Raw genomic sequence first — 21,579 nt, forward strand, 5'->3', positions numbered from 1 at the left:
CGCAATGGACGTGGAACTTCCCGAACTGCCCTTTCCTCTTCGGACCTACGGGCCCGACGGCAACTGGTCCTACGAGGGGGGTGTGCTCACCGGGTGGGCCGGGCCCCGGCAGGACCGGTTCGTCACGCCCACCGGTGAGGCCCTGGAGCCCGCCTCCGACGCGCCCCGGCTGCTCGGGGCGCCCGAGGACGACTTCCGGCTGATAGCGCGGGTCACCGTCGGGTTCGGCGCCGCCTTCGACGCCGGAGTGCTCTACGTCCACGTCGGCGAACGCGCCTGGGCCAAGCTCTGTCTGGAGTACTCCCCGGACGTGCCCACCGTCTGCACGGTGGTCACCCGGGGGCACTCCGACGACGCGAACTCCTTCACCGTGGACGGGAGTTCGGTGTGGCTGCGGGTCAGCCGGACCGGACGGGCCTTCGCCTTCCACGCCTCCCGGGACGGCGAGCGCTGGACCTTCGTCCGGCTCTTCACCCTCGGCGAGGAGAAGGAGACCGGCGCGGCGCTGATCGGCTTCATGACCCAGTCGCCGATGGGCGAGGGCTGTGTGGTGACCTACGACCACATCGAGTTCCGGCCCGGCTGGCCGGACGATCTGCGGGACGGCAGCTGAGGGTGAGGGGCGGGGCGGGCGTGGAACCGGGGCCGGTGCCCGCACGTCCTCCGTTGCATGATCAGTGAACGCGTGAGCGGCGCCCTGGTGATCCGCACCGCCCTGCCCGCGGAAGCCGAGACCATCGCCGATCTGCACTTCCGGGCCAGGTCGACGTACTACCCGGACGGCGTCCCCCAGCAGGACGTCGACTGGGCGGAGGCCTGGAGCGGCTCCATCCGGCGGCCCGACGGCCATGTGCTGTGCGCCGTCGAACAGGGCCGGATCGTCGGCATCGCCTCCTTCCGCACCGAGGACGGCGCACCCGCGGAAACGGTCAAGCTGTTCCAGTTCCATGTCGACCCGGGCCACTGGCGCGCCGGCATCGGTACGGCCCTGCACGCGGCCTGCGTGGAGGAGTGGCGGGCCGACGGCAAGCGGACGGCCGTGCTCGACGTCCATGTGGACAACGCCCGGGCCCATGCCTTCTACGCCCGGCAGGGCTGGGTCGCCGATCCGGAGAACCCGCCCGCCGAGGACGATCACCACCGCTACCTGCGCTTCTCCGTGCCCGGGGAATGAACGCCGCTTATTGAACGTTCACGTACTGGGCGGAGAGAGCCTCCGTGCCCGTACGACCTGGAGAGAGCCGAAGACATGCGCGTCGAGATCTGGAGCGACATCGCCTGCCCCTGGTGCTACGTGGGCAAGGCCCGCTTCGAGAAGGCGCTGGCTGCCTTCCCGCACCGCGACGACGTCGAGGTGGTGCACCGCTCCTTCGAGCTGGACCCGGGCCGCGCCAAGGGCGACGTCCAGCCGGTGATCACCATGCTCACCAGGAAGTACGGCATGAGCGAGGCGCAGGCCCAGGCCGGCGAGGACAACCTGGGCGCCCAGGCCGCCGCCGAGGGCCTGGACTACCGCACCCGGGACCGCGACCACGGCAACACCTTCGACATGCACCGTCTGCTGCACTTCGCCAAGGAGCAGGGCAGGCAGGACGAGCTGATCCAGCTCCTGTACCGGGCGAACTTCGCCGAGGAGCGGTCCGTGTTCACCGAGGGCGACGAGCGCCTGGTGGAGCTGGCCGCCGAGGCCGGACTGGACGCCGAGGCCGCCCGCACGGTGCTCGCCGACCCGGACGCGTACGCCGACGAGGTCCGCGCCGACGAGCGCGAGGCCGCCCAGCTCGGCGCGAACGGCGTGCCCTTCTTCGTCCTGGACCGCACGTACGGCGTCTCCGGCGCCCAGCCCGCCGAGGTCTTCACCCAGGCGCTCACCCAGGCCTGGGGCGAGCGGTCCCCGCTGAAGCTGGTCGATCAGGGTGATGCCGAGGCCTGCGGCCCGGACGGGTGCGCGGTGCCGCAGCACTGAGAAACCGCAGGTCGGCGCGGACGTATAAGCGTCTCTACGCGGATCCACGTAAAAATCGGCAATGGACTACGACTTCATCCGGCCGCAGAGTGGACCCATGGAGACCACGGAGACGTTCGAGAGCCTCGTCCGCGCCGAGTTCACCCCGAAGACCACCTACCTCAACACCGCCAGCAACAGCCTGCTGCCGGCCCGTACCGTCGCCGCCCTCCACGAGGCGGCGCTGCTGCGGGCCGAGGGCCGGCCGCTGACCCCGCTGTTCGAGGACGTCGAGGCCTGCCGGGCCGCATACGCCCGGATCGCCGGAGTCCCGGCCACCCGGGTCGCGGCCGGTGCCTCGGTCGCCGCGCACAGCGGCGTGATCGCCGCCTCGCTGCCCGCCGGTGCCGAAGTCCTCACCGCCGAGGACGACTTCACCTCCGTGCTGAACCCCTTCCACGTCCGCGGCGACCTCAAGGTCCGCACGGTGCCGCTGGAGCGTGTCGCCGAGTCCGTCCGCCCGGACACCGCGCTGGTCGCGGTCAGCGCCGCCCAGTCCGCCGACGGCCGCCTCGCCGACCTGCCCGCCCTGCGGGAGGCCGCCCGCGCGCACGGGGCGCGCACCTACGTCGACTTCTCCCAGGCCGCCGGCTGGCTGCCGATGGACGCGGACGCCTACGACTTCACCGCCACGGTCTCCTTCAAGTGGCTGCTCGGCCCGCACGGCGCGGCCTTCCTCACGGTCCCCGAGGACTTCGGCGGGCTCACCCCGCTGCTCGCGGGCTGGGTCGCGGCCGAGCAGCCGTGGGACAGCTGCTACGGCCCGGTCGGCGAACTCGCCCACTCCGCCCGGCGGTTCGACCTCACCCACGCCCTGTTCACCTACGCCGGGCTGCGCCGCTCCCTCGAACTGCTCGAGGAACTCGGCGTGGCCGCCGTCCACGCCCACGACGTGGCCCTCGCCGACCGGTTCCGGGCCGGGCTCGCGACTCTCGGTCACGCACCGGTGCCCGCCCCCGGTTCGGCGATCGTCTCGGTCCCCGGGCTCGGCGGCCGCCAGCCCGAGCTGAGCCGCGCCGGCATCGAGGTCTCCGACCGCGCGGGCAACCTGCGCGCGGCCTTCCACCTGTTCAACACGCTCGCGGACGTGGACCGCCTGCTGGACGCACTGTCCGGCTGACACGACCGGACCGGGGCCTCCAGTCCCACACGAGGAGGTCCCGGCCCGGTGCTCTGGGGGTGCTACTTCACCGGGGTGAAGTCCCGCGCACCGATGAACTCCGGCCGGCGCACCGGCGCGGCGAACGGCTCCACCGCCGCGTTCTCCACGCTGTTGAACACGATGAAGACGTTGCTGCGCGGGAACGGCGTGATGTTGTCGCCGGACCCGTGCATGCAGTTGCAGTCGAACCAGGTCGCCGAGCCGGCCCTGCCGGTGAACAGCCGGATGCCGTACTCGCTCGCCATCTTGGTCAGCGCCTCGTCGGACGGGGTGCCCGCGTCCTGCATCTGCAGCGACTTCTTGTAGTTGTCCTCGGGTGTGGCCCCGGCGCAGCCCAGGAACGTCCGGTGCGAGCCCGGCATGATCATCAGGCCGCCGTTGGTGTCGTGGTTCTCGGTCAGCGCGATCGAGACGGACACCGTGCGCATGTTCGGCAGGCCGTCCTCGGCGTGCCAGGTCTCGAAGTCCGAGTGCCAGTAGAAGCCGCTCGCCCCGAAGCCCGGCTTGACGTTGATCCGGGACTGGTGGACGTAGACGTCGGAGCCGAGGATCTGCCGGGCACGGCCGACCACCCGCTCGTCCCGCACCAGGTTCGCGAACACCTGGCTGATCCGGTGCACCTCGAAGACGGAGCGGATCTCCTGCGACTTCGGTTCGACGATCGAGCGCTCGTCGGCCCGGATCGCCGGGTCCGCGATCAGCCGGTCCAGCTCGGCCTTGTAGACCTCGACGTCGCCGGGGGAGATCAGCTGGTCGATGGCGAGGAACCCGTCACGCTCGTACGACTGGAGGTCGGCGGTCGCGACCGGGCCGGGCGTCTCCGGGGAGCCCCAGACGACCGGGTCCTGGCGCGGGACGGTCACCTCGGCCGGGCCGCGGCTGGGGTACAGGTCGGTGACGTCGGTCATGGGTGTCACACCTCCTCGGGCTCGGTGAGCAGGGGATAGACGCCGTTCTCGTCGTGGTCCTCCCGTCCGGTGACGGGCGGGTTGAACACGCAGATGCAGCGGAAGTCCTCCTTGACGCGCAGCGTGTGCCGCTCGTGCCCGTCGAGGAGGTACATGGTGCCGGGAGTGATCGTGTACGTCTTCCCGGTCTCACGGTCGGTGAGTTCGGCCTCGCCCTCGACGCAGACGACGGCCTCGATGTGGTTGGCGTACCACATCGACGTCTCGGTCCCGGCGTACAGGACGGTCTCGTGCAGGGAGAAGCCGACGCGCTCCTTGGCGAGGACGATCCGCTTGCTCTCCCAGGTGCCGGACTTCGCCCGCACATGCCGGTCGGTGCCTTCGATGTCCTTGAAAGATCGGACGATCACGGTGGTGCACAGCCTCCTTGCTAGATGGTTTCCCGGACGGCACGGGCGAGGATGCTCAGCCCCTCGTCCAGTTCGTCGGCGGTGACGGTGAGGGCGGGCAGCAGCTTGACGACCTCGCCCTCCGGGCCGGACGTCTCGATGAGCAGCCCGAGTTCGAAGGCCCGCCGCGCGATCCGCCCGGCCCGGTCCTTCTCGTGGAACTCCAGGCCCCAGACGAGACCGCGCCCGCGGTACTCCTTCACGTCGGCGAGGTTCTCCTCGGTGATGGAGATCAGCGCCTGTTCGATCTGCTCGCCGCGGGTACGGGTCTGCTTCTCCATGGCGGAGCCGTCGGCCCAGTACGTCTCCAGGGCCGCGGTGGCGGTGACGAACGCGGGGTTGTTGCCGCGGAAGGTGCCGTTGTGCTCGCCCGGCTCCCAGACGTCGAGTTCGGGCTTGAACAGGCACAGCGACATCGGCAGGCCGTACCCGCTGATCGACTTGGAGACCGTGACGATGTCCGGCGTGATGCCCGCCTCCTCGAAGGAGAAGAACGCGCCCGTACGGCCGCAGCCCATCTGGATGTCGTCGACGATGAGCAGCATGTCCTGCCGCTCGCACAGGTCGGCGAGCGCCCGCAGCCACTCCGGGCGGGCGACGTTGATGCCGCCCTCGCCCTGCACGGTCTCCACGATCACGGCGGCGGGCTTGTTGAGCCCGGACCCCTGGTCCTCCAGCAGCCGCTCGAACCACAGGAAGTCCGGGACCGTGCCGTCGAAGTAGTTGTCGAACGGCATGGGCGTGCCGTGCACCAGCGGGATGCCGGCGCCGGCCCGCTTGAAGGCGTTGCCGGTGACGGCGAGGGAGCCCAGCGACATGCCGTGGAAGGCGTTCGTGAACGACACGATCGCCTCCCGCCCCTTCACCTTCCGGGCGAGCTTCAGCGCGGACTCCACGGCGTTGGTGCCGGTCGGGCCCGGGAACATGACCTTGTACGGCAGGTCGCGCGGACGCAGCACCAGGTCCTGGAAGGTCTGCAGGAAGGTCCGCTTGGCCGTGGTCGACATGTCCAGGCCGTGGGTGACGCCGTCCCGGGACAGATAGTCGATCAACGCCCGTTTCAGGACCGGGTTGTTGTGGCCGTAGTTGAGTGAGCCGGCCCCGGCGAAGAAGTCGAGGTACGCGTGGCCGTCCTCGTCGTACATCCGGCTGCCCTGCGCACGGTCGAACACGGTGGGCCAGCCGCGGCAGTAGCTGCGCACCTCGGACTCGACTGTCTCGAAGACGCTGAGGTCGGGCTGGGTGATGGTCACGGTGAATCGCTCCTCAGTGCGCGGTGGGGGTCAGCGGGCCGATGCGGTACAGCACTTCGGGGTCGTGCGGGCCGTCCGGGAACAGGTCGGCGGGGAACAGCACCTCGCGGGCCAGGTCCGCGCCGTGGCGGGCGGCGAACGAGGTGAACAGCCGCTCGGAGGCGGTGTTCCCGGGGGTGATGGTGGTCTCGACGCCGGTGATGCCGAGCTCGGCGGTGAGCCGGGAGGTCAGCCCGTCCAGCAGGGCGGCGGCGATGCCCAGACCCCGGTGGGCGGAGTCGACGGCGACCTGCCAGACGAGCAGGGTGCCGGGGCGGTCGGGCCGCACGTACCCGGTGACGAAACCGACGGGCTCGCCGTCCGCGCCGCGCGCCACCGCCGAGGTGCCGGCGAAGTCGCGGCACCACAGCAGATAGCTGTACGAGGAGTTCAGGTCGAGGGTTTTCGAGTCCTTGGCGAGACGCCAGAGCGCGGCTCCGTCGGACACCGTCGGTCGGTCGATGAGTAGGTCTGCTGGTCGGGCAGTCATGCGGCAGGAATTTAGCGAGGCAAATTCAGAAATGCACGGCGGGGTTGGCTGAGGTGGGGACTGGGGGCGGCGAAATGCCCGAGTTATCCCACATCAAATCACGACAAAATACCCCCGATGTGGAGTGTGTCACAGACCGGAAATCCCTACGAAACCTTGTTGTTTAGCCTTGCGAAAAGCGGGCAGAAGAAGACGGGAAGCTGTTCTCGAATGAATTCTGGAAATAGCGGCCGGAATTCATGTGGGTCGTGTGAATTGAGGGGGAACCGCATGACCGATGACCGCATCGAACTGGCCGACGCCGTCGAGGCCGTACGCAACGAACTCGTCACCGCCGCCGCCCGCTCGGCCGGACAGGACGTGACCTTCGAGGTCGGGGACATCGAGCTGGAGTTCGGCGTCGAGCTGCGCAGGGAGGCCAGGGGCGGGGTGAAGGTGAAGGCCTGGGTGGTCGAGGCCGGCGCGGACGGCGGCGGGGGCACGACCCGCGCGCACCGCGTCGCGGTGACGCTCAGACCGGTGGACGCACGCACCGGACAGCCCTGGAAGGTGCGCAACGAGAACCGGGGGAGCACGGCCCGGTTCGGCGGGAGCGCCGGGGAGAGGTGACGGTGGACCTCGGGGGCTTCGCCCTGGACCGGGTGGTGGTGGTACAGGGCGAAGGGCAGGGCAGCGGCGTGCTGCTCGATCCGTACACCGTTCTGACGGCACGGCATGTGGTGGGGGACCGGGACGCCGTCGAGGTGATCCATCCGTCCTCGGGCGTCCCCGTGTCCTGCCGGGTGAGGCGCTCGGATCCCGGCCCCGACGCCGTCCTGCTGGCCGCCGACTCGATGGTGATCGGCGGTGACCGGGCGGCTCGGCTCGGGCCGATCAGATACGGCAGGGTCGCGACGGACGCACCCCTGCCGCACTGCCAGATCGTCGGCTTCCCCGAGATCCAGCGGTACGGGGACCACGGCGAGGATCTGGAGTACGACCAGTACGGCGTGAGCGTGCTGCCCATGGCCGGGCGGCTGCGCGATCTGCTCGTCTGCCAGCTCGACCAGCCCGCCGCCGCCGAGCGGGGCCGCGGGAACTCGCCGTTGGCGGGACTGTCCGGGGCGCCGGTGTTCGCCGGGGGCGCGCTGCTCGGGGTGGTGACCCAGGTGCCTCGCGACCGGCACCACCTCAGGGTCGAGGCGGTCCCGGTCGAGACCCTGGTGCCGGACCGGCACTTCGAGGACGTCACCGACGTACACCCGCAGGACGAGCTGTTCGAAGCCCGGTACGCGGCCGACCTGAGCGCCCGGTACCGCAGCACGGAGATCTTCGGCATCGAGGAGCTGGGAAGGAGGGAGTCGCGGTGGGACCTCGACACGGCCTACCTCAGCCTGGAGGCCGGTGGGGGCGAGTCCGCGCCGCAGCGGATCGACGCGCTGCTGGCGGACCGCCCCCGCACCCTGCTCCGGGGCGAGGCCGGCGCCGGCAAGACCACCCTGGTCCGGTGGCTCGCCGCCCACGCCGCGAACGGCACCCTCGGACCGAAGCTCCGGCGACTCAACCGCCTCGTCCCCTTCGTCGTGGCGCTGCGCGACGTGCAGGCACGCGGCGGACGCTTCCCCGCGGTGTCCGAGCTGCTCTCCGCCGGCCGCGTCGTCACGGACGACGCCCCCGAGGGATGGTCGCGCCGGGTGCTGGAGGCGGGGCGCGGGCTGCTGCTCGTGGACGGGCTCGACGAGATCCCCGAGCGGGACCGGGAGGAGGCCCGCCGCTGGCTCACCGCCCTGCTCGACCGCTATCCCCGCACCCGCTGTCTGGCGACCGTCCGGCCGAGCGCCGTCGCCAGGGACTGGCTTGCCGAGGAGGGCTTCGCAGAGCTGACGCTGCTGCCGATGAACGACCAGGACATCGTCACGTTCATCGGCGCGTGGCACGACGCCGCCCGACTGGAGTGCGACCAGCTCCACGAAGCCGGGCGGGCCGCCGAGGAGCGGGAACTGCTCGGCACACTCGAAGCGTCGTTGCTCCCCCGGCTCGTCGAGAGCCCCGCGCTCTACCGGCTCGTGCGCACGCCACTTCTCTGTGCCGTCGTCTGCGCCCTGCACCGGCGCAGACGCGGCCTGCTGCCGACCACCCGCTGGTCGCTCTTCCGCGCCGCTCTCGCCATGCTCCTGGGCGGTCGCGACGCCGAGCGGGGGGTCGGCCGATCCGACGTCCTCCTCGACTCCGACGAGCAGCACGCGCTGCTTCAGCCGCTCGCCCTCCGGCTCCTGCGCACCGGTCAGGAGCAGCTGACCCATGACCAGGCGATCGAACAACTCGCCCTGACCATGAGGGACATGCCGCGGATCCGCGCCCGGGCGGAGCCCGAGCGGGTGCTGCGCTTCCTGCTCGACAGAAGCGGACTGCTCGCCGAACCCTCGGACGGCGCCGTCCAGTTCATCCACCGCACGTTCCAGGACTACTTGGCGGCGAAGGAACTGCACGAGAGCGGCCGGCTGTCCGAAGCACTGAAGCACGCGCACGAAGCGGCGTGGACGGACGTCATCGTGATGGGCGTCGGCCACGCCACCCGCAAGGAAGCCCACCATGTCGTCAGGAGGCTGGTGAGGATCGGCGACACGGCCCGGCACCCGGTGGTGCGGCGCTGGCATCACCTGCTGGCCGCGCTGTGTGCGGACAGCCTGTTGTCGCTGGACGCGGAGCTCATGGAGAAGGTGCGGGCGAGGGTCGCGGCCCTGCTTCCGTTCAAGGACGCGGCGGAGACCCTGGACTTCGCCAGGCTGGGTGACTGGGTCGTGGACCTGCTGCCGGGGCCCGAGGGGCTGGACGACCGGCAGGCCGAGTACGTGGTGAAGGCCCTGACGGAGATACGCAGTGCGTCGGCACGCCGGGCGCTCAGGGGATTCGCGTCGCACCCTGCGGCGGCCGTGCGCCTGGAGCTCGTCGCCGGCTGGTACCGGCACCCGGCCGAGGAGTACGCCCGGGACGTGCTGTCAGGAGTGCGGCTCGACTCCGTGACCGTGCCGAGCCGGGCGCACCTGACGGCTCTCGCCCGGTTGGGCTCGGTACGGGGACTCGTCCTGACCGGGGACCTGGAGCCGGCGGACCTGGAGGCCCATCTCCCGGCGGGAGTCCGGGGTCTGTGGATCAGACAGAACCGGAAGGTCGAGGACCTCGGACTGCTGCGGAGACTGCCGGATCTGGAGAAGGTGTCCCTGAGCGAGTGCCCGGCGCTGCGGGACATCTCCGCGCTCGCGGACACCGGCGTGTCCTCACTGGGAATCGGGCCCGGGATGAGCCCGGAGATCTGGGACATGATCTCCGGACTGCCCCGGCTTCCCGAAGTCGGGCTGCACGACGGGGCCTTGCACGACGTACTCCCGCACGCGCCCACCCCGAACATCCGGCACCTGCACGTCTACATCGCGCCGGATCGTCTCGACCTCGACGTGCTGTGCCGGACCTTCCCCGATCTCCGGTACCTCTCCCTGGACCTGGTCGACCCGATGGACGCCGGGACCGCGCTGGACCTGTCCCCGCTGCGGCACCACCCGGGCCTGCCGGTCCTGGTCTCCGGACGCCTCCACGACGGGATGCGCATCGTCGGAGCGGAGGAACTCGGCGACCGGTTCATCGTGATGCGCGAGCAGGTACAAGGAAGCCCGTCCGAGCCGCCGGAGGCACGCTGAGCCGAGGGTTCACGCGGCGGGCTCGGCCCGCTCGGCCGCCCGCAGGGCACCCGGCACGTCCACGTCCAGCCCCCGCTCGGCCAGCGCGGCGCCCAGCGCCGTGAGGCAGCTGCGCACCGCGCCCGGCGTGGCGTCCGCGCCGTAGTGGTTGACCCGGATCATCTCGCCGGCCAGAGCCCCGCCACCCGCGGCCAGCGGCAGTGCGGGGTCGGCCGCCAGCGCCCGTGCCACCAGCTCCGACGCCACCACACCCGCCGGCGTCCGCAGCGTCGTCGCCACCGGCGCCGCGTCCTTCGCCTCGTACACGTACGGCTCCAGGCCCGCGCCGAGGGCGGTCACGCCGGCGCGCACGGACAGCGCGGCGTCCCGGTGCCGGGCCATCACCGTCCGCAGGCCCGCCGACTCGATCCGCTCCAGGCACGCCTCCAGCGCCAGCATCTCCAGCTGGGCGGGCGCGTGCAGCAGCGCCTTGCGGCCGCCGTCGATCCAGCGCTCCTTCCAGTCGAGGAGGGAGAGGTAGGAACGGCGCGGCGCGTTCGGGTTGGCCGCCATGCGGGCCCACGCCCGCTCGCTCACCGAGATCGCCGACACACCCGCCGGGCCGCCCATCGCCTTCTGCGCGCCGATCACGCACAGGTCCACACCCCACGCGTCCGGCAGCACCGGCTCCGCCCCGACGGCGGCGACCGCGTCCAGGTAGAAGAGCGCGCCGTGCTCCCGCACCACCTCGCCGATCTCCGCGACCGGATTGGTGTTGCCGGTCGCCGCCTCCGCGTGGACGAGGGACACGAAGTCGATCTCCGGGTGGGCGGCGAAGGCCTCCCGGACCAGCTCGGCCGTCACCGTGGTGTGGAAGGGCACCGAGAGGTCGTACACCGTCGCACCGGCGTCCCGGAGCCAGTCGCCGAACGTCCGGCCGTACGGGCCCGTGATCACGTTCAGCGCCGTGGTGCCGGGACCGGCGGTCGCGCGGATCGCGCCCTCCAGCGGCAGCAGCGCCTCACCCTGGGTGATCACCACGTCCTGCCGGGTGTCCAGCAGTCGGGCCACCCGGTCCTCGATGGCGGCGAACCGCTCGGCGCTCAGCGGGGGCAGATCGAGGAAGGGGTGGCTCACGGCGCTGCTCTCTTCGTTCAGGGGGTGTTCCACGGGCGCGACTCCATCGATCTTAAGTCGAAAGGCTCCGTAACCATCGGTTTGGTTTGAGAGACTCAAACTCTTCCTTATAATCGGAACCCACAGTTCCCCCACAGGGAGATCCCCCCATGAAAACGCTCCTCGGACGCCGGACCCGCATCCTGGCCGCCACCACCGCGACGGCCGGGCTCGTGCTCGTGGCCGGCTGCTCCTCCGGCGGCTCGGAGAGCGGCAAGACCACCGCCAAGGGCGTCCACCTCGTCAAGGCCGGTCAGCTGACCACCTGCACCCACCTGCCGTACCCGCCGTTCCAGTCGGAGATCAACGGCAAGGTGCAGGGCTTCGACGTCTCCCTGATCGACCTCGTCGCCAAGAACCTGGGCGTCAAGCAGCAGATCCTCGACACGCCGTTCGAGAACTTCAAGACCGGCGCCTTCCTCAACTCCGGGCAGTGCGACCTCGCCGCCGCCGGCATGACCATCACCGCCGAGCGCAAGAAGAACGTCGACTTCTCCGACCCGTACTTCGACGCCACCCAGGCCGTCCTCGTCGACAAGAAGGCCGGCGTGAACTCGCTCGCCGACGTCAAGGCCAAGGGCAAGAAGCTCGGCGCCCAGGCCCAGACCACCGGCGAGGACTACGCCAGGAGCAAGGGCTTCGACCCGGTCTCCTTCCACTCCTCCGACGCGGTCCTCAACGGTCTGCGCACCGGCCAGGTCCAGGCCGTCGTCATCGACTACCCGGTCGTCCGGGGCTGGCTGAAGGACAAGGCCAACGCCGACGCCTTCAAGGTCGTCGACAACCTCAACACCGGTGAGCAGTACGGCTTCACGGTGAAGAAGGGCAACACCGCGCTGCTCGCCGCCGTCAACAAGGCCCTCAAGGACGCCAAGGCCGACGGCACGTACAAGAAGCTCTACGAGCAGTGGATCGGCCCGTACGGCGCCTCCGCCGCCTCGCCGTCCGCCTCCTGACCCCATGACCGAGACGGACACGCAGATCCAGCCGAGGAAGACGGGCCTGACCCGCCGCCAGAAGCGCAGGCTGTCGCGCGCGGCGCAGTACGCGGTCTTCGTCGCCGCCGTGGTCGCGTTCGCGGCCGCGGCGGACTGGGGACGGCTGAAGAACCAGTTCGCGCAGGCCCACATCGCCGAGCAGATGTTCCCGGACGTCATCACGGTGGCGCTCAAGAACACCGTGCTGTACACCCTGTCCGGCTTCGTCGTGGGCCTCGCCCTCGGCATGGTCATAGCCCTGATGCGGCTGTCCTCCGTGGGGCCGTACCGCTGGGTCGCCGGCATCTACATCGAGATCTTCCGCGGCCTGCCCGCCCTGCTGATCTTCATCTTCGTCGGCGTGGGTGTGCCGCTGGCCTTCCCGGACATCCAGTACCCCGGCGGCACCTACGGCAAGGTCGCGGTCGCCCTCGGCCTGGTCTCCGCCGCGTACATGGCGGAGACCATCCGCGCCGGTATCCAGGCGGTGCCCAAGGGGCAGATGGAGGCGGCCCGTTCCCTGGGCTTCTCGCCCACCCGGGCCATGATCTCCATCATCGTCCCGCAGGCCTTCCGGATCATCCTGCCGCCGCTGACCAACGAGCTGGTCCTGCTCTTCAAGGACTCCTCGCTGGTGCTGTTCCTCGGCGTCACCCTGGAGGAGCGCGAGCTGTCCAAGTTCGGCAACGACCTGGCCAGTACGACCGCCAACTCCACCCCGATCCTGGTCGCGGGCCTGTGCTACCTGCTCATCACCATCCCGCTCGGCTTCGTCGTCCGCCGCATGGAGTCCGGTTCCAAGGAGGCGATCCGATGAGCCGCCCGGAGATCCGCGTCCAGGACCTGCACAAGTCCTTCGGCGACAACCACGTCCTGCGCGGCATCGACCTGGAGATCGGCCAGGGCGAGGTCGTCTGTGTCATCGGCCCGTCCGGCTCCGGCAAGTCGACGCTGCTGCGGTGCGTGAACCTCCTGGAGGAGCCCACCCAGGGTCGGGTCTTCGTCGGCGGAACCGAGATCACCGACCCGGACGTCGACATCGACGCCGCACGCCGCCGCATCGGCATGGTCTTCCAGCAGTTCAACCTCTTCCCGCACCTGACCGTCACCGAGAACCTGACGCTCCCGCAGCGCCGGGTCCTCAAGCGGGACAAGGCCACGGCCGCGAAGACCGCCGCCGAGAACCTCGCCCGGGTCGGCCTGTCCGAGAAGGCGGACGCCTACCCGTCCTCCCTCTCCGGCGGCCAGCAGCAGCGCGTGGCCATCGCCCGGGCGCTGGCGATGGGCCCCGAGGTGATGCTCTTCGACGAGCCGACCTCGGCGCTCGACCCGGAGCTGGTCGGTGACGTCCTCGCCGTCATGCGCATGCTCGCCACCGAGGGCATGACCATGATGGTCGTCACCCACGAGATGACCTTCGCCCGCGAGGTCGCCGACCGGGTCGTCTTCATGGACGGCGGCGTGATCGTCGAGGACGGCAGCCCCGACCAGGTCATCGGCAGCCCCCGCCACGAACGCACCCGCCACTTCCTCTCCCGCCTGCTCGACCCGGCGATGGCCGAGGTGGAGAAGGCGGGACCGGACCAGGTGGGCAAGACCGAGTCGTAGGTCACTGTCAGGACCGGGTCCCGGCTCATTAAGGTGCGAGGCATGAGCGATCACGCGGTGCTGCACGTGAAGGGCCGGGTCCTGGTGGGCCCCGAGGACGTCCGCGACGAGCTGTGGGTGGTCGGCGGGCGCGTCTGCCACGACCGCCCCGCCGGGGCCCGGGACGTCCGGACCGTCGAGGGCTGGGCGCTGCCCGGCCTGGTCGACGCGCACTGCCACGTCGGACTCGGCGCGGACGGCCCGGTGGACGCGGACACCGCCGAGAAGCAGGCGCTGACCGACCGGGAGACCGGAACCCTGCTGATCCGCGACGCGGGCTCGCCCTCCGACACCCGCTGGGTCGACGACCGCGACGACCTCCCGAAGATCATCCGGGCCGGCCGGCACATCGCCCGCACCCGCCGCTACATGCGGAACTACGCCCACGAGATCGAGCCGGACGAACTCGTCGCGTACGTCGCCCAGGAGGCCCGGCGCGGCGACGGCTGGGTCAAGCTGGTCGGCGACTGGATCGACCGCGACCTCGGTGACCTGTCCGCCTGCTGGCCGCGTGAGGCGGTGGAGGCGGCCATCGCCGAGGCCCACCGCCTCGGCGCCCGCGTCACCGCGCACTGCTTCGCCGAGAGCTCGCTGCGCGACCTGGTCGAGGCGGGCATCGACTGCATCGAGCACGCCACCGGCCTCACCGAGGACCTGATCCCGCTCTTCGCCGAGCGCGGTGTGGCGATCGTCCCGACCCTCGTCAACATCGCCACCTTCCCGCAGCTCGCGGCGGGCGGCGAGACCAAGTACCCGCGCTGGTCGGCCCATATGCGCCGACTGCACGAGCGCCGCTACGACACCGTGCGCGGCGCCTACGACGCCGGCATCCCGGTGTACGTCGGCACCGACGCGGGCGGCTCACTGGCCCACGGCCTGGTGGCGGGCGAGGTCGCCGAACTCGTCACCGCGGGCATCCCGCCGGTCGCGGCGCTGTCGGCCACCAGCTGGGGGGCCCGGGCCTGGCTGGGCCGCCCCGGTCTGGAGGAGGGCGCACCGGCCGACCTGGTGGTGTACGAGTCCGACCCGCGGGCGGACGTAAGGGTGCTGGCGGCGCCGCGCCGGGTGGTGCTCAACGGGGCCGTGGTCGAGTAAGGGAACGCGTGTGCCTGGCGATTCGAAGAGGCGTGCGGAATATCCACGTTTGAGTGAAGTGACCCAGGATAGCTGACCGTTCACCCACAGTGCGTACAAGGTTGACGGGTCCCAAGCAAGTTCCGTCTGGGGGTCCCACCGCCTTGAACAGCAACAACTTCCGTATGCCCGCACGCCGTCTCGCCACGGTCGCGACGGTCACCGCCCTGGCCGCAGGTCCCGCGGTCCTGGGCGCGGGCGCCGCGCACGCGACCACCGACCACGGTCGCGCCTCCGCCGTCGTGCTCCGCACCGGACTCGACGTGTCCCTGCTCAACAAGACCGTGAACGTCCCGCTCGCGGTCACCCTCAACGAGGTCCAGGCGCCCCGGAGTGCCGACAGAACCGCGCTCTCCGCCCGGCTCGACGGCGTGAACGGCGGCAAGCCGTTCACGGTCTTCGGCGCGGACGTCGCCCAGGCCAAGGCCACGGTGGACAACAAGCTCGCCGAGGGCTCGGTCCGCGTCGTCCACGCCAAGGTGCACGTCCCGGGCCTGCCCCTGCTCTCCCTCGTGGAGGTCGACACGGTCACCGCGAAGGCGACCTGCGCGGTCGGCAAACGGCCCGTCGCCTCCGCCGACGTCCTCGGCGCCGTCACGGTCCTCGGCAAGCGCGTCACGCTGACCGCGGGCGGCCCCACCGAGGTGAAGGTGCCTGGCGTCGGCGAGGTCCGCCTCGACCTCTCCCGGCACACGACCACGACCCGCACGGCGGCCGCGACGGCCCTCGAACTCAAGGTCTCCGTCAACCCGCTGAAGCTCAACGTGGCCGACGTAGCAGGAACGATCACCCTGGCCAAGGCCACCTGCGAGTCCCCGATGCACCCGCCCACCGGACACTCGGTCCCGAACCACGACCCGGCGACCGACGTGAAGCCCCAGGGCGCCCGCGCCGACCTGGCCGAGACGGGCGGCAACGCGACGACGCCGTACATCGCGGGCGGCGCACTGGCGCTGCTGCTGGTGGGCGGGGGAGCGGTGACGGTGGCCCGACGCCGGCGCGGGTGACAGCCGGTCCGGGCCGGCAGCAGCCGGCAAGCGCTGCCGGCCCGGCGGCCGGAGTCAGATCGCCCGTGCGGGCGCGGCCTGCTGTGGCAGCCCGGCGCGGTCCGGGTCTGCCGCGATCTCGTCGCGCATCGCCTCCACGGCTTCGCGCAGAAGGGGCAGGCCGACGACATTGACGAGGAGCAGACCCAGACCGAAGGCCTTCTGGGCATCCGACATCTCGCTGCCGGCCAGGGCCTCGTTCGCGACCGCGAGTTTCCCCTGCTCCTCCTGCGGACTGTTCTGCAGGAGTGCCAGGCAGAAGGTGGGCAACGCCAACTGGGCCTTGTCGTAGGAGATGCCCCGCATGATCTTCACCACCTGGCGGGAGCGGTCGCGACCCCGGGCCCGGTCGACTCCGCGGTCGGCCACGGACAGCAACGTGCTGAGAATCGACGAGGGGCCGATGCCGACGTCCTGACCGCTCACGCGAATGGTGAACAGTGAACTGCGCAGCACCGTGGGTGCCCCGAAAAGTGCGACGAGCACCTGGGTGGTGCCCTCGGTGCCGGGTTCCGACGCGCCGAAGGTGAGCGCGAAGGTGTGGGTGAGCAACAGGACACCGCCGGATGCCGCCGCGTTGATGGCGATGTACATCCAGGCGCTGGCCACCCCCAGCAGCGCTGCTGGGCTGTCCCGGTAGCGGGAGAACAGCTCCACCAGGCCCACCAGGGCCCCTCCGCCACATGCCACCACGTAGTCGAGCACGGCCGTCCCCCTCCTCGGCACCTGCGGTCGGTTCGGTGGGCAGGCCGTCAGGCCTGCATGTTCGCGAGCACTGCCTGAAGGGCGGAGACGATGGCCTCCAACGAGGACACGGCCGCGACGTCGTGGCCGACCTCGGTGATGAGCGCACGCAGCAGATGCAGGTCCGGGGAGCTCCGGACCGCCTCGTCCTGCGCCCGGCCGATGAGCGTGAGCACCCGTTCCCGATGGCCGAGAGCCGCTCCGTGCTCCTCGACCTGGACCGACAGGTGGCCCAGCAACTCCAGGAGCGATTCCCGCAGTTGGGATGAAGCGCCCGACGTTCCCTGGACCGACTGATGCTGACGGATCGACATGGACGTGTTGAGGAAGGTGCTGAACGGGTCCGACATGTATGCCCCGATCGTCCCGGACCGTCATGAATATGAAGCGATGGTAAGGGAAGAACAGGATACGTGTCACAAGGGCACAAACAGGGGGAGGGGACGGGGGAATTCATGCCGGATGGTGTGTTCGGGCTGCCCGGTCTCGAGAACTGGCGTGACCTTCGGAAGATCGGAACAGGCGGTTGGGGGGACGTCTACGCCGGCATCGACCCGGCCGCGAACGAGACACGGGCCGTCAAGGTCCTGCGGGACGAGGCCGACGAGCCCGATCCGCGGGCGACGGCCCTGTTCCGGCGTGAACTCGAGATATCCCTGGCGCTGGTGCACCCGAACGTGGTGCGCATGCACCGCACCGCGGAGGCGGCCGGCCGGCCCTGTCTGGTGATGGAGTTCTGTGGCCTCGGAAGTCTCGCCGACCGGATCGCGCGGTCCGGCCCGCTGCCGGTGGCGGAGGCGGTCCCGCTGTTCGTGGGCGTGCTCGACGGCCTGGACTACGCCCATCACGCCCCGCTGAACACGGTCGACGCCCGGGGCGAGCCGGTCACGGTGCAGGGGGTTGTCCACCGTGACGTGAAGCCGCCGAACATCCTGCTCGGGCAGGGGCCGGACGGTGCGACGGTGGCGAAACTCGCGGACTTCGGGCTCGCCAAGGCGTGCGAGGCCGCCGGTCTCACCAGCATCACCCGCACCGGTCAGTACGGCGGCAGCCCTGGCTTCATGCCGCGGGCGCAGATGGTGGACTACAAGCGGGTGCCGCCGGGGGTCGACGTCTGGGCGGTGGCCGCCTCGCTGTACTTCGCGCTGACCGGGCACATGCCCCGTGATCTGGACCCCGACCGGGACCCCTGGCTCGGGGTGCTGGAGACCCCTCTGGTGCCGTTGGGCGCGCGGGGTGCGCGGGTGCCCGACGCCCTGGCGGGCCTGGTGGACGAGACCCTTCGCGCGGACCTGGTGCCGCCCGCGATGCCTGCGGCGGACCTGCGGTCCGCACTGGCCGCCTTCGGCTGACGGCCGATGCGTTCCGGCTGATTTCCGGCTGAGTCCGGTGGAGATGGGGGCAGGGTGTACGAACGATCTTCCGGCGGGGACGTACTCGAGGGCTTCGTCGTCGAACGACGCCTCGGCCGCGGGGTGAGCACCGTGGACCTGGCACGTCAGGTACGCACGGGAGAGCGCTACGCGGTGAAGCACATACGCACCAGAACGGCCGGTGACTCGGCGCTGGCGTTCCAGGAGGCCCAGCGGTGGGTCGGGCTGCCCGCCCACCCGTACATCACGACCTGTCACTTCACCCGGCTCGGGCAACGCCATCTCGCCGTCTTCGGCGAGTACGTCCCGGGCGGCTCGCTCGCGGACCGGCTTGCCGACGGGGCCTGGCCCCCGGCCGACGAGGCCACCGCGCTGTCCACCGTTCTCGGTCTCGCGGCCCAGACCGCCTGGGCCCTCGACGCCGCGCACGCGTCGGGAACGCTGCACCTCGATGTGAAGCCCTCCAACATCCTGCTCACCGCCGAGGGCACGGTGAAGCTGACCGACTTCGGCGTCTCCACCCGGGCCTGGTCCCGCACCGAGGTGCAGAACCGCCAGCTGCGGGCCTGGCTGCGGGAGATGGGCAACCCCGTCGACGAACTGCCGGAGAACGCCGGGGAACTGGTCGCCATGATGGACCGCGCCCGGCGCGGCCTGGACCTCGGCACTCCGCAGGACGACCTCGCGGCCGGGCGCCGCTCCCTGCCGTACGTCTCACCCGAGCAGGCCGAGGGACGCACGCTCACCGTGGCGACGGACGTGTGGAGCTGGGCGGTCACCCTTCTGGAACTGCTGGTGGGCGAACGTACCTGGCCCTCGGGAACCGTGGCCCCCTACGTGCTGCGGGCCGCGGCCGAAGGCCCGCTGCGGCCGCAGTCGATCACCATCCCGCCCGCGCTCACCGACGTACTCGCAGCGTGCTTCCACCCGGACCCCGAACGCCGGCCGGCATCACTGCGCGAACTCGCCGACCGGATGCTGGAGATCGCGGTCGAGGAGACGGGCATCCCGCTGGATCTCGCCGCCCCCGAGCCGCCGGCGCCGGAAGCCGTGGACTTCCGGCCGGCGGATCGCCGCACACCCAGCGGCGCGTACTGGGAGAGCGGCCGCTCGTTGCTGCTGCGTGCCAGCGACCTCACCGGCCGGCCCTATGCGCAGACGCTTCCGTTCTGGCCCAGCGACGAGGGCGGCATGAAGTCCCGGCTGCTGCAGGAACTCAACGCGTCCGACGAGGCACACCGGATGGTCACCGAGGCGCCGGGCCCGGGCACACCGGAACGGACCGATCTGGTCTGCCGGAGCCTGCTCTCCACGGGACGTCTGCTGGCTCGGCTGGGCGACGGCCGTGGCGCGACCGCGAGATTCCGGGACTGTGTGGCGGCGGCGGGAGAGACGCCCACCGTGCTGCTGGGCGACGCCCTGACGGTGCTGGCCAACCACCTTTACAACGCGGGCGAGGTCGAGGAGGCGGCGCGGGTCAGCGAGCGGGCACTCGCCGTGGTGCGTCGGCTGCCGCCTTCCGAGGAGACGGCAGGACTCTTCGGTGTGGCACTCAACACCAGGGCACGGAGCGTCGGCGACCCGGAGGAGAGCCTCGGGCTGCTGCGGCAGGCCGCCGACGACGCGAGGTCCAGAGAAGACGTGACGGGAGTGTTCGTCAGCGTCTTCAACACGGGTGTCGTCCTGCGGCAGCTGGGCCGTGAGGAGGAGGCGCGGGAATGCTTCCAGCAGGTCGAGGAGTGGCTCGACGGCCCGGAGCCGGTCGGCTATCTGGACCCGGCACGGCAGGCGGAGATCTGGCTCATGCTCGCGAGGGGCCGTGTCGTCGACCCCTTCCTGACCCTGCGCCGGGCGGCGCGGGCCCAGGACATCGTGCGGGAGCTGGTGGCGCACGGCCGTGGTGACCTGCTCGGTCTCCTCGGTCAGGTGGAGTTCTTCACCGGCCAGATCCACGACTGGCTGGGGGAGGACCGGAGGGCCGTCGACGCCTACCGGCAGGCCCGGTCGCATCTGGAGACCGCGGTGCGCACGGACGGGCGGGCCGAACTCGTCCACGATCTCGCCGAGGCCTGCGACCATGCCTCGGCCATGCTCTGGGACGAGGACACGGACGCGGCCCTCGAAGCGGCCACCGCGGGGCTGGCCAGGTGGAAACAGCTGGCGGAACTCGAAGGCGTCGCCCGCTGGGGCGCCGAACTGGTGGACGCCCACCGCAAGACCGGAATCGTCCACCTCAAGGCCGGGCAGCAGGGCACGGCGGAGGACTACTACGCGAAGGGGCTCGATGTCACCCGCGACCCGGACTACCCGGCCACCGTCAAGGGTCGTGGCGTGACCGCGGGACTCTGCCGGGAGATCGCGATCCTGCGCCGGCGCGGCGGGGACCGGGACTCGGCACGCCGGCTGTGCGAGCGGGCACTCGGCCTGCTGGACGCCGCGGACGACCGCAACCACGCCCACCTGCGCATCCTCACGTGCTATCTGCTGGCCAACCTGTACTACGACGAGCACCGGTACGACCAGGTCCTGCGCGTGGAGGTGGAGAACCAGGCGGAGATCGAGGCGGCCGTCGACCGGGGCAAGCTGCTCCCGGACCAACTCGCCGAAGTGGCCCAGCGGGTGGCCGCCGCGGCGAGCGAGTGGGGCGAACTGCCCTTCGCCGTGGCGTCGGGTGAGCTCGCCCTGCGGATCTTCCTGCGGCTGGCCGAGGAGGGCCGGGCACTGCACGACGCGGCAGGTCGGGCCGCCACCGCACTGGCCCTCGACCTCGTCCGGGCGGGCCGTCTTCCCGAAGCCGAGACACTCCTCGTCCAGGCGCGGCGGAGCCTTGCCACAGCGGACAGGAACGCCGAGCTGGTCACCGACCTGAACCGGGTGAGCGGCCTTTCGCGGGCGGCCGTGATCGCGCGGACCGAGCAGGCACTGGACACGGTCCGGACATGCCGAGGCGTGGGCCCCGACGACCTCGTCCCCCTCCTGTACGCCCTGGAGAGCAGCCTGGCGGAGGTCGTCGAACAACTGCGGGCCGAGGGGCCCGGCTCCCCTGTCTGGGGCCATCTGACGCTGCGGGTGGGCATGCTCGAATGGCTGTCCACGACCCACGGCACAGCCCCCGCACGGGAGTTGCACGCGCGGACGGCCCTCTGCCAGGGAGTGTACGGAGCGAAAGGACACCGCCACAGCGCCGCGGTACACGGCTTCCGCGTGGCAGCGGAGCAGTACCGCGTCCTGGCCGGGCTGCACCCGGCGGACACCGGGAGCGCCCCCGACCCGATGCATGTGGACGCGTTGCTGTCCGCCCTCACCGGCCTGACCGGGGCGCAGGTGAGGCGCAGTGACATGACGGCGGCACGACTCACCTGGGACGAACTGGGCACGGTGGTACGGGAGGTATGTCCGGAGCAGACGGGCCTCTGGGGGATGCTGGCGGCCCAGAGCTGGAACGAGGGATGGGGCAGGGCATGGCTCGACCACCATGACGGCCCGGCGGCGGCCGTTCTCTGACCGCCCCTCGTGCCCACCG

Annotated in this window: 20 protein-coding genes; 13 read left to right on the top strand and 7 right to left on the bottom strand. The window is 71.0% G+C overall.

Annotation, left to right across the window (positions count from 1 at the left end; genetic code table 11):
- The first annotated feature begins 4 nt into the window (after positions 1-4).
- From ACIRVH_RS21395 to ACIRVH_RS21410, 4 genes are all read left to right on the top strand, one after another.
- The gene (locus ACIRVH_RS21395) at positions 5-613 is read left to right on the top strand and encodes a DUF1349 domain-containing protein (RefSeq protein ID WP_403955586.1); all 609 of its coding nucleotides are present in this window, start codon (positions 5-7) and stop codon (positions 611-613) included.
- A 57-nt stretch (positions 614-670) separates the two neighbouring features.
- The gene (locus ACIRVH_RS21400; protein ID WP_403955587.1) at positions 671-1,174 is read left to right on the top strand and encodes a GNAT family N-acetyltransferase; all 504 of its coding nucleotides are present in this window, start codon (positions 671-673) and stop codon (positions 1,172-1,174) included.
- A gap of 75 nt (positions 1,175-1,249) precedes the next feature.
- Positions 1,250-1,966: a DsbA family oxidoreductase gene (locus tag ACIRVH_RS21405; protein WP_403955588.1), complete on the top strand. Its 717-nt coding sequence runs from the start codon at positions 1,250-1,252 to the stop codon at positions 1,964-1,966.
- A gap of 97 nt (positions 1,967-2,063) precedes the next feature.
- Positions 2,064-3,125, top strand: a complete 1,062-nt coding sequence (locus tag ACIRVH_RS21410) for an aminotransferase class V-fold PLP-dependent enzyme (protein ID WP_403955590.1) — start codon at positions 2,064-2,066, stop codon at positions 3,123-3,125.
- Positions 3,126-3,187: 62 nt separating this feature from the next.
- Here ACIRVH_RS21410 and thpD read toward each other — a convergent pair whose 3' ends face one another.
- The 4 genes from thpD to ectA are packed head-to-tail and all read right to left on the bottom strand — an operon-like array spanning position 3,188 to position 6,306.
- Positions 3,188-4,075 (bottom strand): ectoine hydroxylase, encoded by an 888-nt coding sequence (gene thpD, locus ACIRVH_RS21415; RefSeq protein ID WP_403955591.1) that lies wholly within the window; start codon positions 4,073-4,075, stop codon positions 3,188-3,190.
- Positions 4,076-4,080: 5 nt separating this feature from the next.
- Positions 4,081-4,485: an ectoine synthase gene (locus tag ACIRVH_RS21420; protein WP_145874792.1), complete on the bottom strand. Its 405-nt coding sequence runs from the start codon at positions 4,483-4,485 to the stop codon at positions 4,081-4,083.
- Between the two features lie 20 nt (positions 4,486-4,505).
- Positions 4,506-5,777, bottom strand: coding sequence for a diaminobutyrate--2-oxoglutarate transaminase (gene ectB, locus ACIRVH_RS21425; RefSeq protein WP_403955593.1), 1,272 nt, complete (start codon positions 5,775-5,777; stop codon positions 4,506-4,508).
- 13 nt (positions 5,778-5,790) lie between these two features.
- Positions 5,791-6,306 carry a diaminobutyrate acetyltransferase gene (ectA, locus tag ACIRVH_RS21430; protein WP_403955595.1) on the bottom strand — a complete coding sequence of 172 codons (516 nt, stop codon included), beginning with the start codon at positions 6,304-6,306 and terminating at the stop codon, positions 5,791-5,793.
- A gap of 270 nt (positions 6,307-6,576) precedes the next feature.
- Here ectA and ACIRVH_RS21435 point away from each other — a divergent pair, with 270 nt between their 5' ends.
- Positions 6,577-6,915 (top strand): trypco2 family protein, encoded by a 339-nt coding sequence (locus ACIRVH_RS21435; RefSeq protein WP_403955597.1) that lies wholly within the window; start codon positions 6,577-6,579, stop codon positions 6,913-6,915.
- Positions 6,912-9,980: an NACHT domain-containing protein gene (locus ACIRVH_RS21440; RefSeq protein ID WP_403955598.1), complete on the top strand. Its 3,069-nt coding sequence runs from the start codon at positions 6,912-6,914 to the stop codon at positions 9,978-9,980. The genes ACIRVH_RS21435 and ACIRVH_RS21440 overlap by 4 nt, the downstream gene beginning before the upstream one ends.
- A 9-nt stretch (positions 9,981-9,989) precedes the next feature.
- Here ACIRVH_RS21440 and ACIRVH_RS21445 read toward each other — a convergent pair whose 3' ends face one another.
- Positions 9,990-11,096: a pyridoxal-phosphate-dependent aminotransferase family protein gene (locus tag ACIRVH_RS21445; protein WP_403955772.1), complete on the bottom strand. Its 1,107-nt coding sequence runs from the start codon at positions 11,094-11,096 to the stop codon at positions 9,990-9,992.
- A 149-nt stretch (positions 11,097-11,245) separates the two neighbouring features.
- Between ACIRVH_RS21445 and ACIRVH_RS21450 the strand changes: the two genes are divergently transcribed.
- The 5 genes from ACIRVH_RS21450 (at position 11,246) to ACIRVH_RS21470 (ending at position 15,900) form a co-directional block, all read left to right on the top strand.
- Positions 11,246-12,091, top strand: coding sequence for a transporter substrate-binding domain-containing protein (locus tag ACIRVH_RS21450; protein WP_403955600.1), 846 nt, complete (start codon positions 11,246-11,248; stop codon positions 12,089-12,091).
- A 4-nt stretch (positions 12,092-12,095) separates the two neighbouring features.
- The gene (locus ACIRVH_RS21455; protein WP_403955602.1) at positions 12,096-12,929 is read left to right on the top strand and encodes an amino acid ABC transporter permease; all 834 of its coding nucleotides are present in this window, start codon (positions 12,096-12,098) and stop codon (positions 12,927-12,929) included.
- Entirely contained in the window at positions 12,926-13,720 is a 795-nt protein-coding gene (locus ACIRVH_RS21460; RefSeq protein WP_403955605.1) for an amino acid ABC transporter ATP-binding protein, read from the top strand. The genes ACIRVH_RS21455 and ACIRVH_RS21460 overlap by 4 nt, the downstream gene beginning before the upstream one ends.
- 42 nt (positions 13,721-13,762) lie before the next feature.
- On the top strand, positions 13,763-14,854 hold the full coding sequence (locus ACIRVH_RS21465) for an amidohydrolase family protein (protein ID WP_403955606.1): 1,092 nt from the start codon (positions 13,763-13,765) through the stop codon (positions 14,852-14,854).
- A 143-nt stretch (positions 14,855-14,997) separates the two neighbouring features.
- On the top strand, positions 14,998-15,900 hold the full coding sequence (locus ACIRVH_RS21470; protein ID WP_403955609.1) for an SCO1860 family LAETG-anchored protein: 903 nt from the start codon (positions 14,998-15,000) through the stop codon (positions 15,898-15,900).
- Between the two features lie 54 nt (positions 15,901-15,954).
- Here ACIRVH_RS21470 and ACIRVH_RS21475 read toward each other — a convergent pair whose 3' ends face one another.
- Positions 15,955-16,644 carry a hypothetical protein gene (locus ACIRVH_RS21475; protein WP_403955611.1) on the bottom strand — a complete coding sequence of 230 codons (690 nt, stop codon included), beginning with the start codon at positions 16,642-16,644 and terminating at the stop codon, positions 15,955-15,957.
- A gap of 47 nt (positions 16,645-16,691) precedes the next feature.
- Positions 16,692-17,033, bottom strand: a complete 342-nt coding sequence (locus ACIRVH_RS21480) for a hypothetical protein (RefSeq protein ID WP_403955613.1) — start codon at positions 17,031-17,033, stop codon at positions 16,692-16,694.
- Positions 17,034-17,138: 105 nt separating this feature from the next.
- On the opposite strand from ACIRVH_RS21480, the gene ACIRVH_RS21485 reads away from it, so the two are divergent.
- Positions 17,139-18,035, top strand: a complete 897-nt coding sequence (locus ACIRVH_RS21485; RefSeq protein WP_403955615.1) for a serine/threonine-protein kinase — start codon at positions 17,139-17,141, stop codon at positions 18,033-18,035.
- 54 nt (positions 18,036-18,089) lie between these two features.
- The gene (locus ACIRVH_RS21490) at positions 18,090-21,560 is read left to right on the top strand and encodes a protein kinase (RefSeq protein ID WP_403955617.1); all 3,471 of its coding nucleotides are present in this window, start codon (positions 18,090-18,092) and stop codon (positions 21,558-21,560) included.
- The last annotated feature ends 19 nt before the right edge of the window (positions 21,561-21,579 follow it).

The organism is Streptomyces sp. NPDC101165 (assembly GCF_044768135.1).
Lineage (GTDB): Bacteria > Actinomycetota > Actinomycetes > Streptomycetales > Streptomycetaceae > Streptomyces.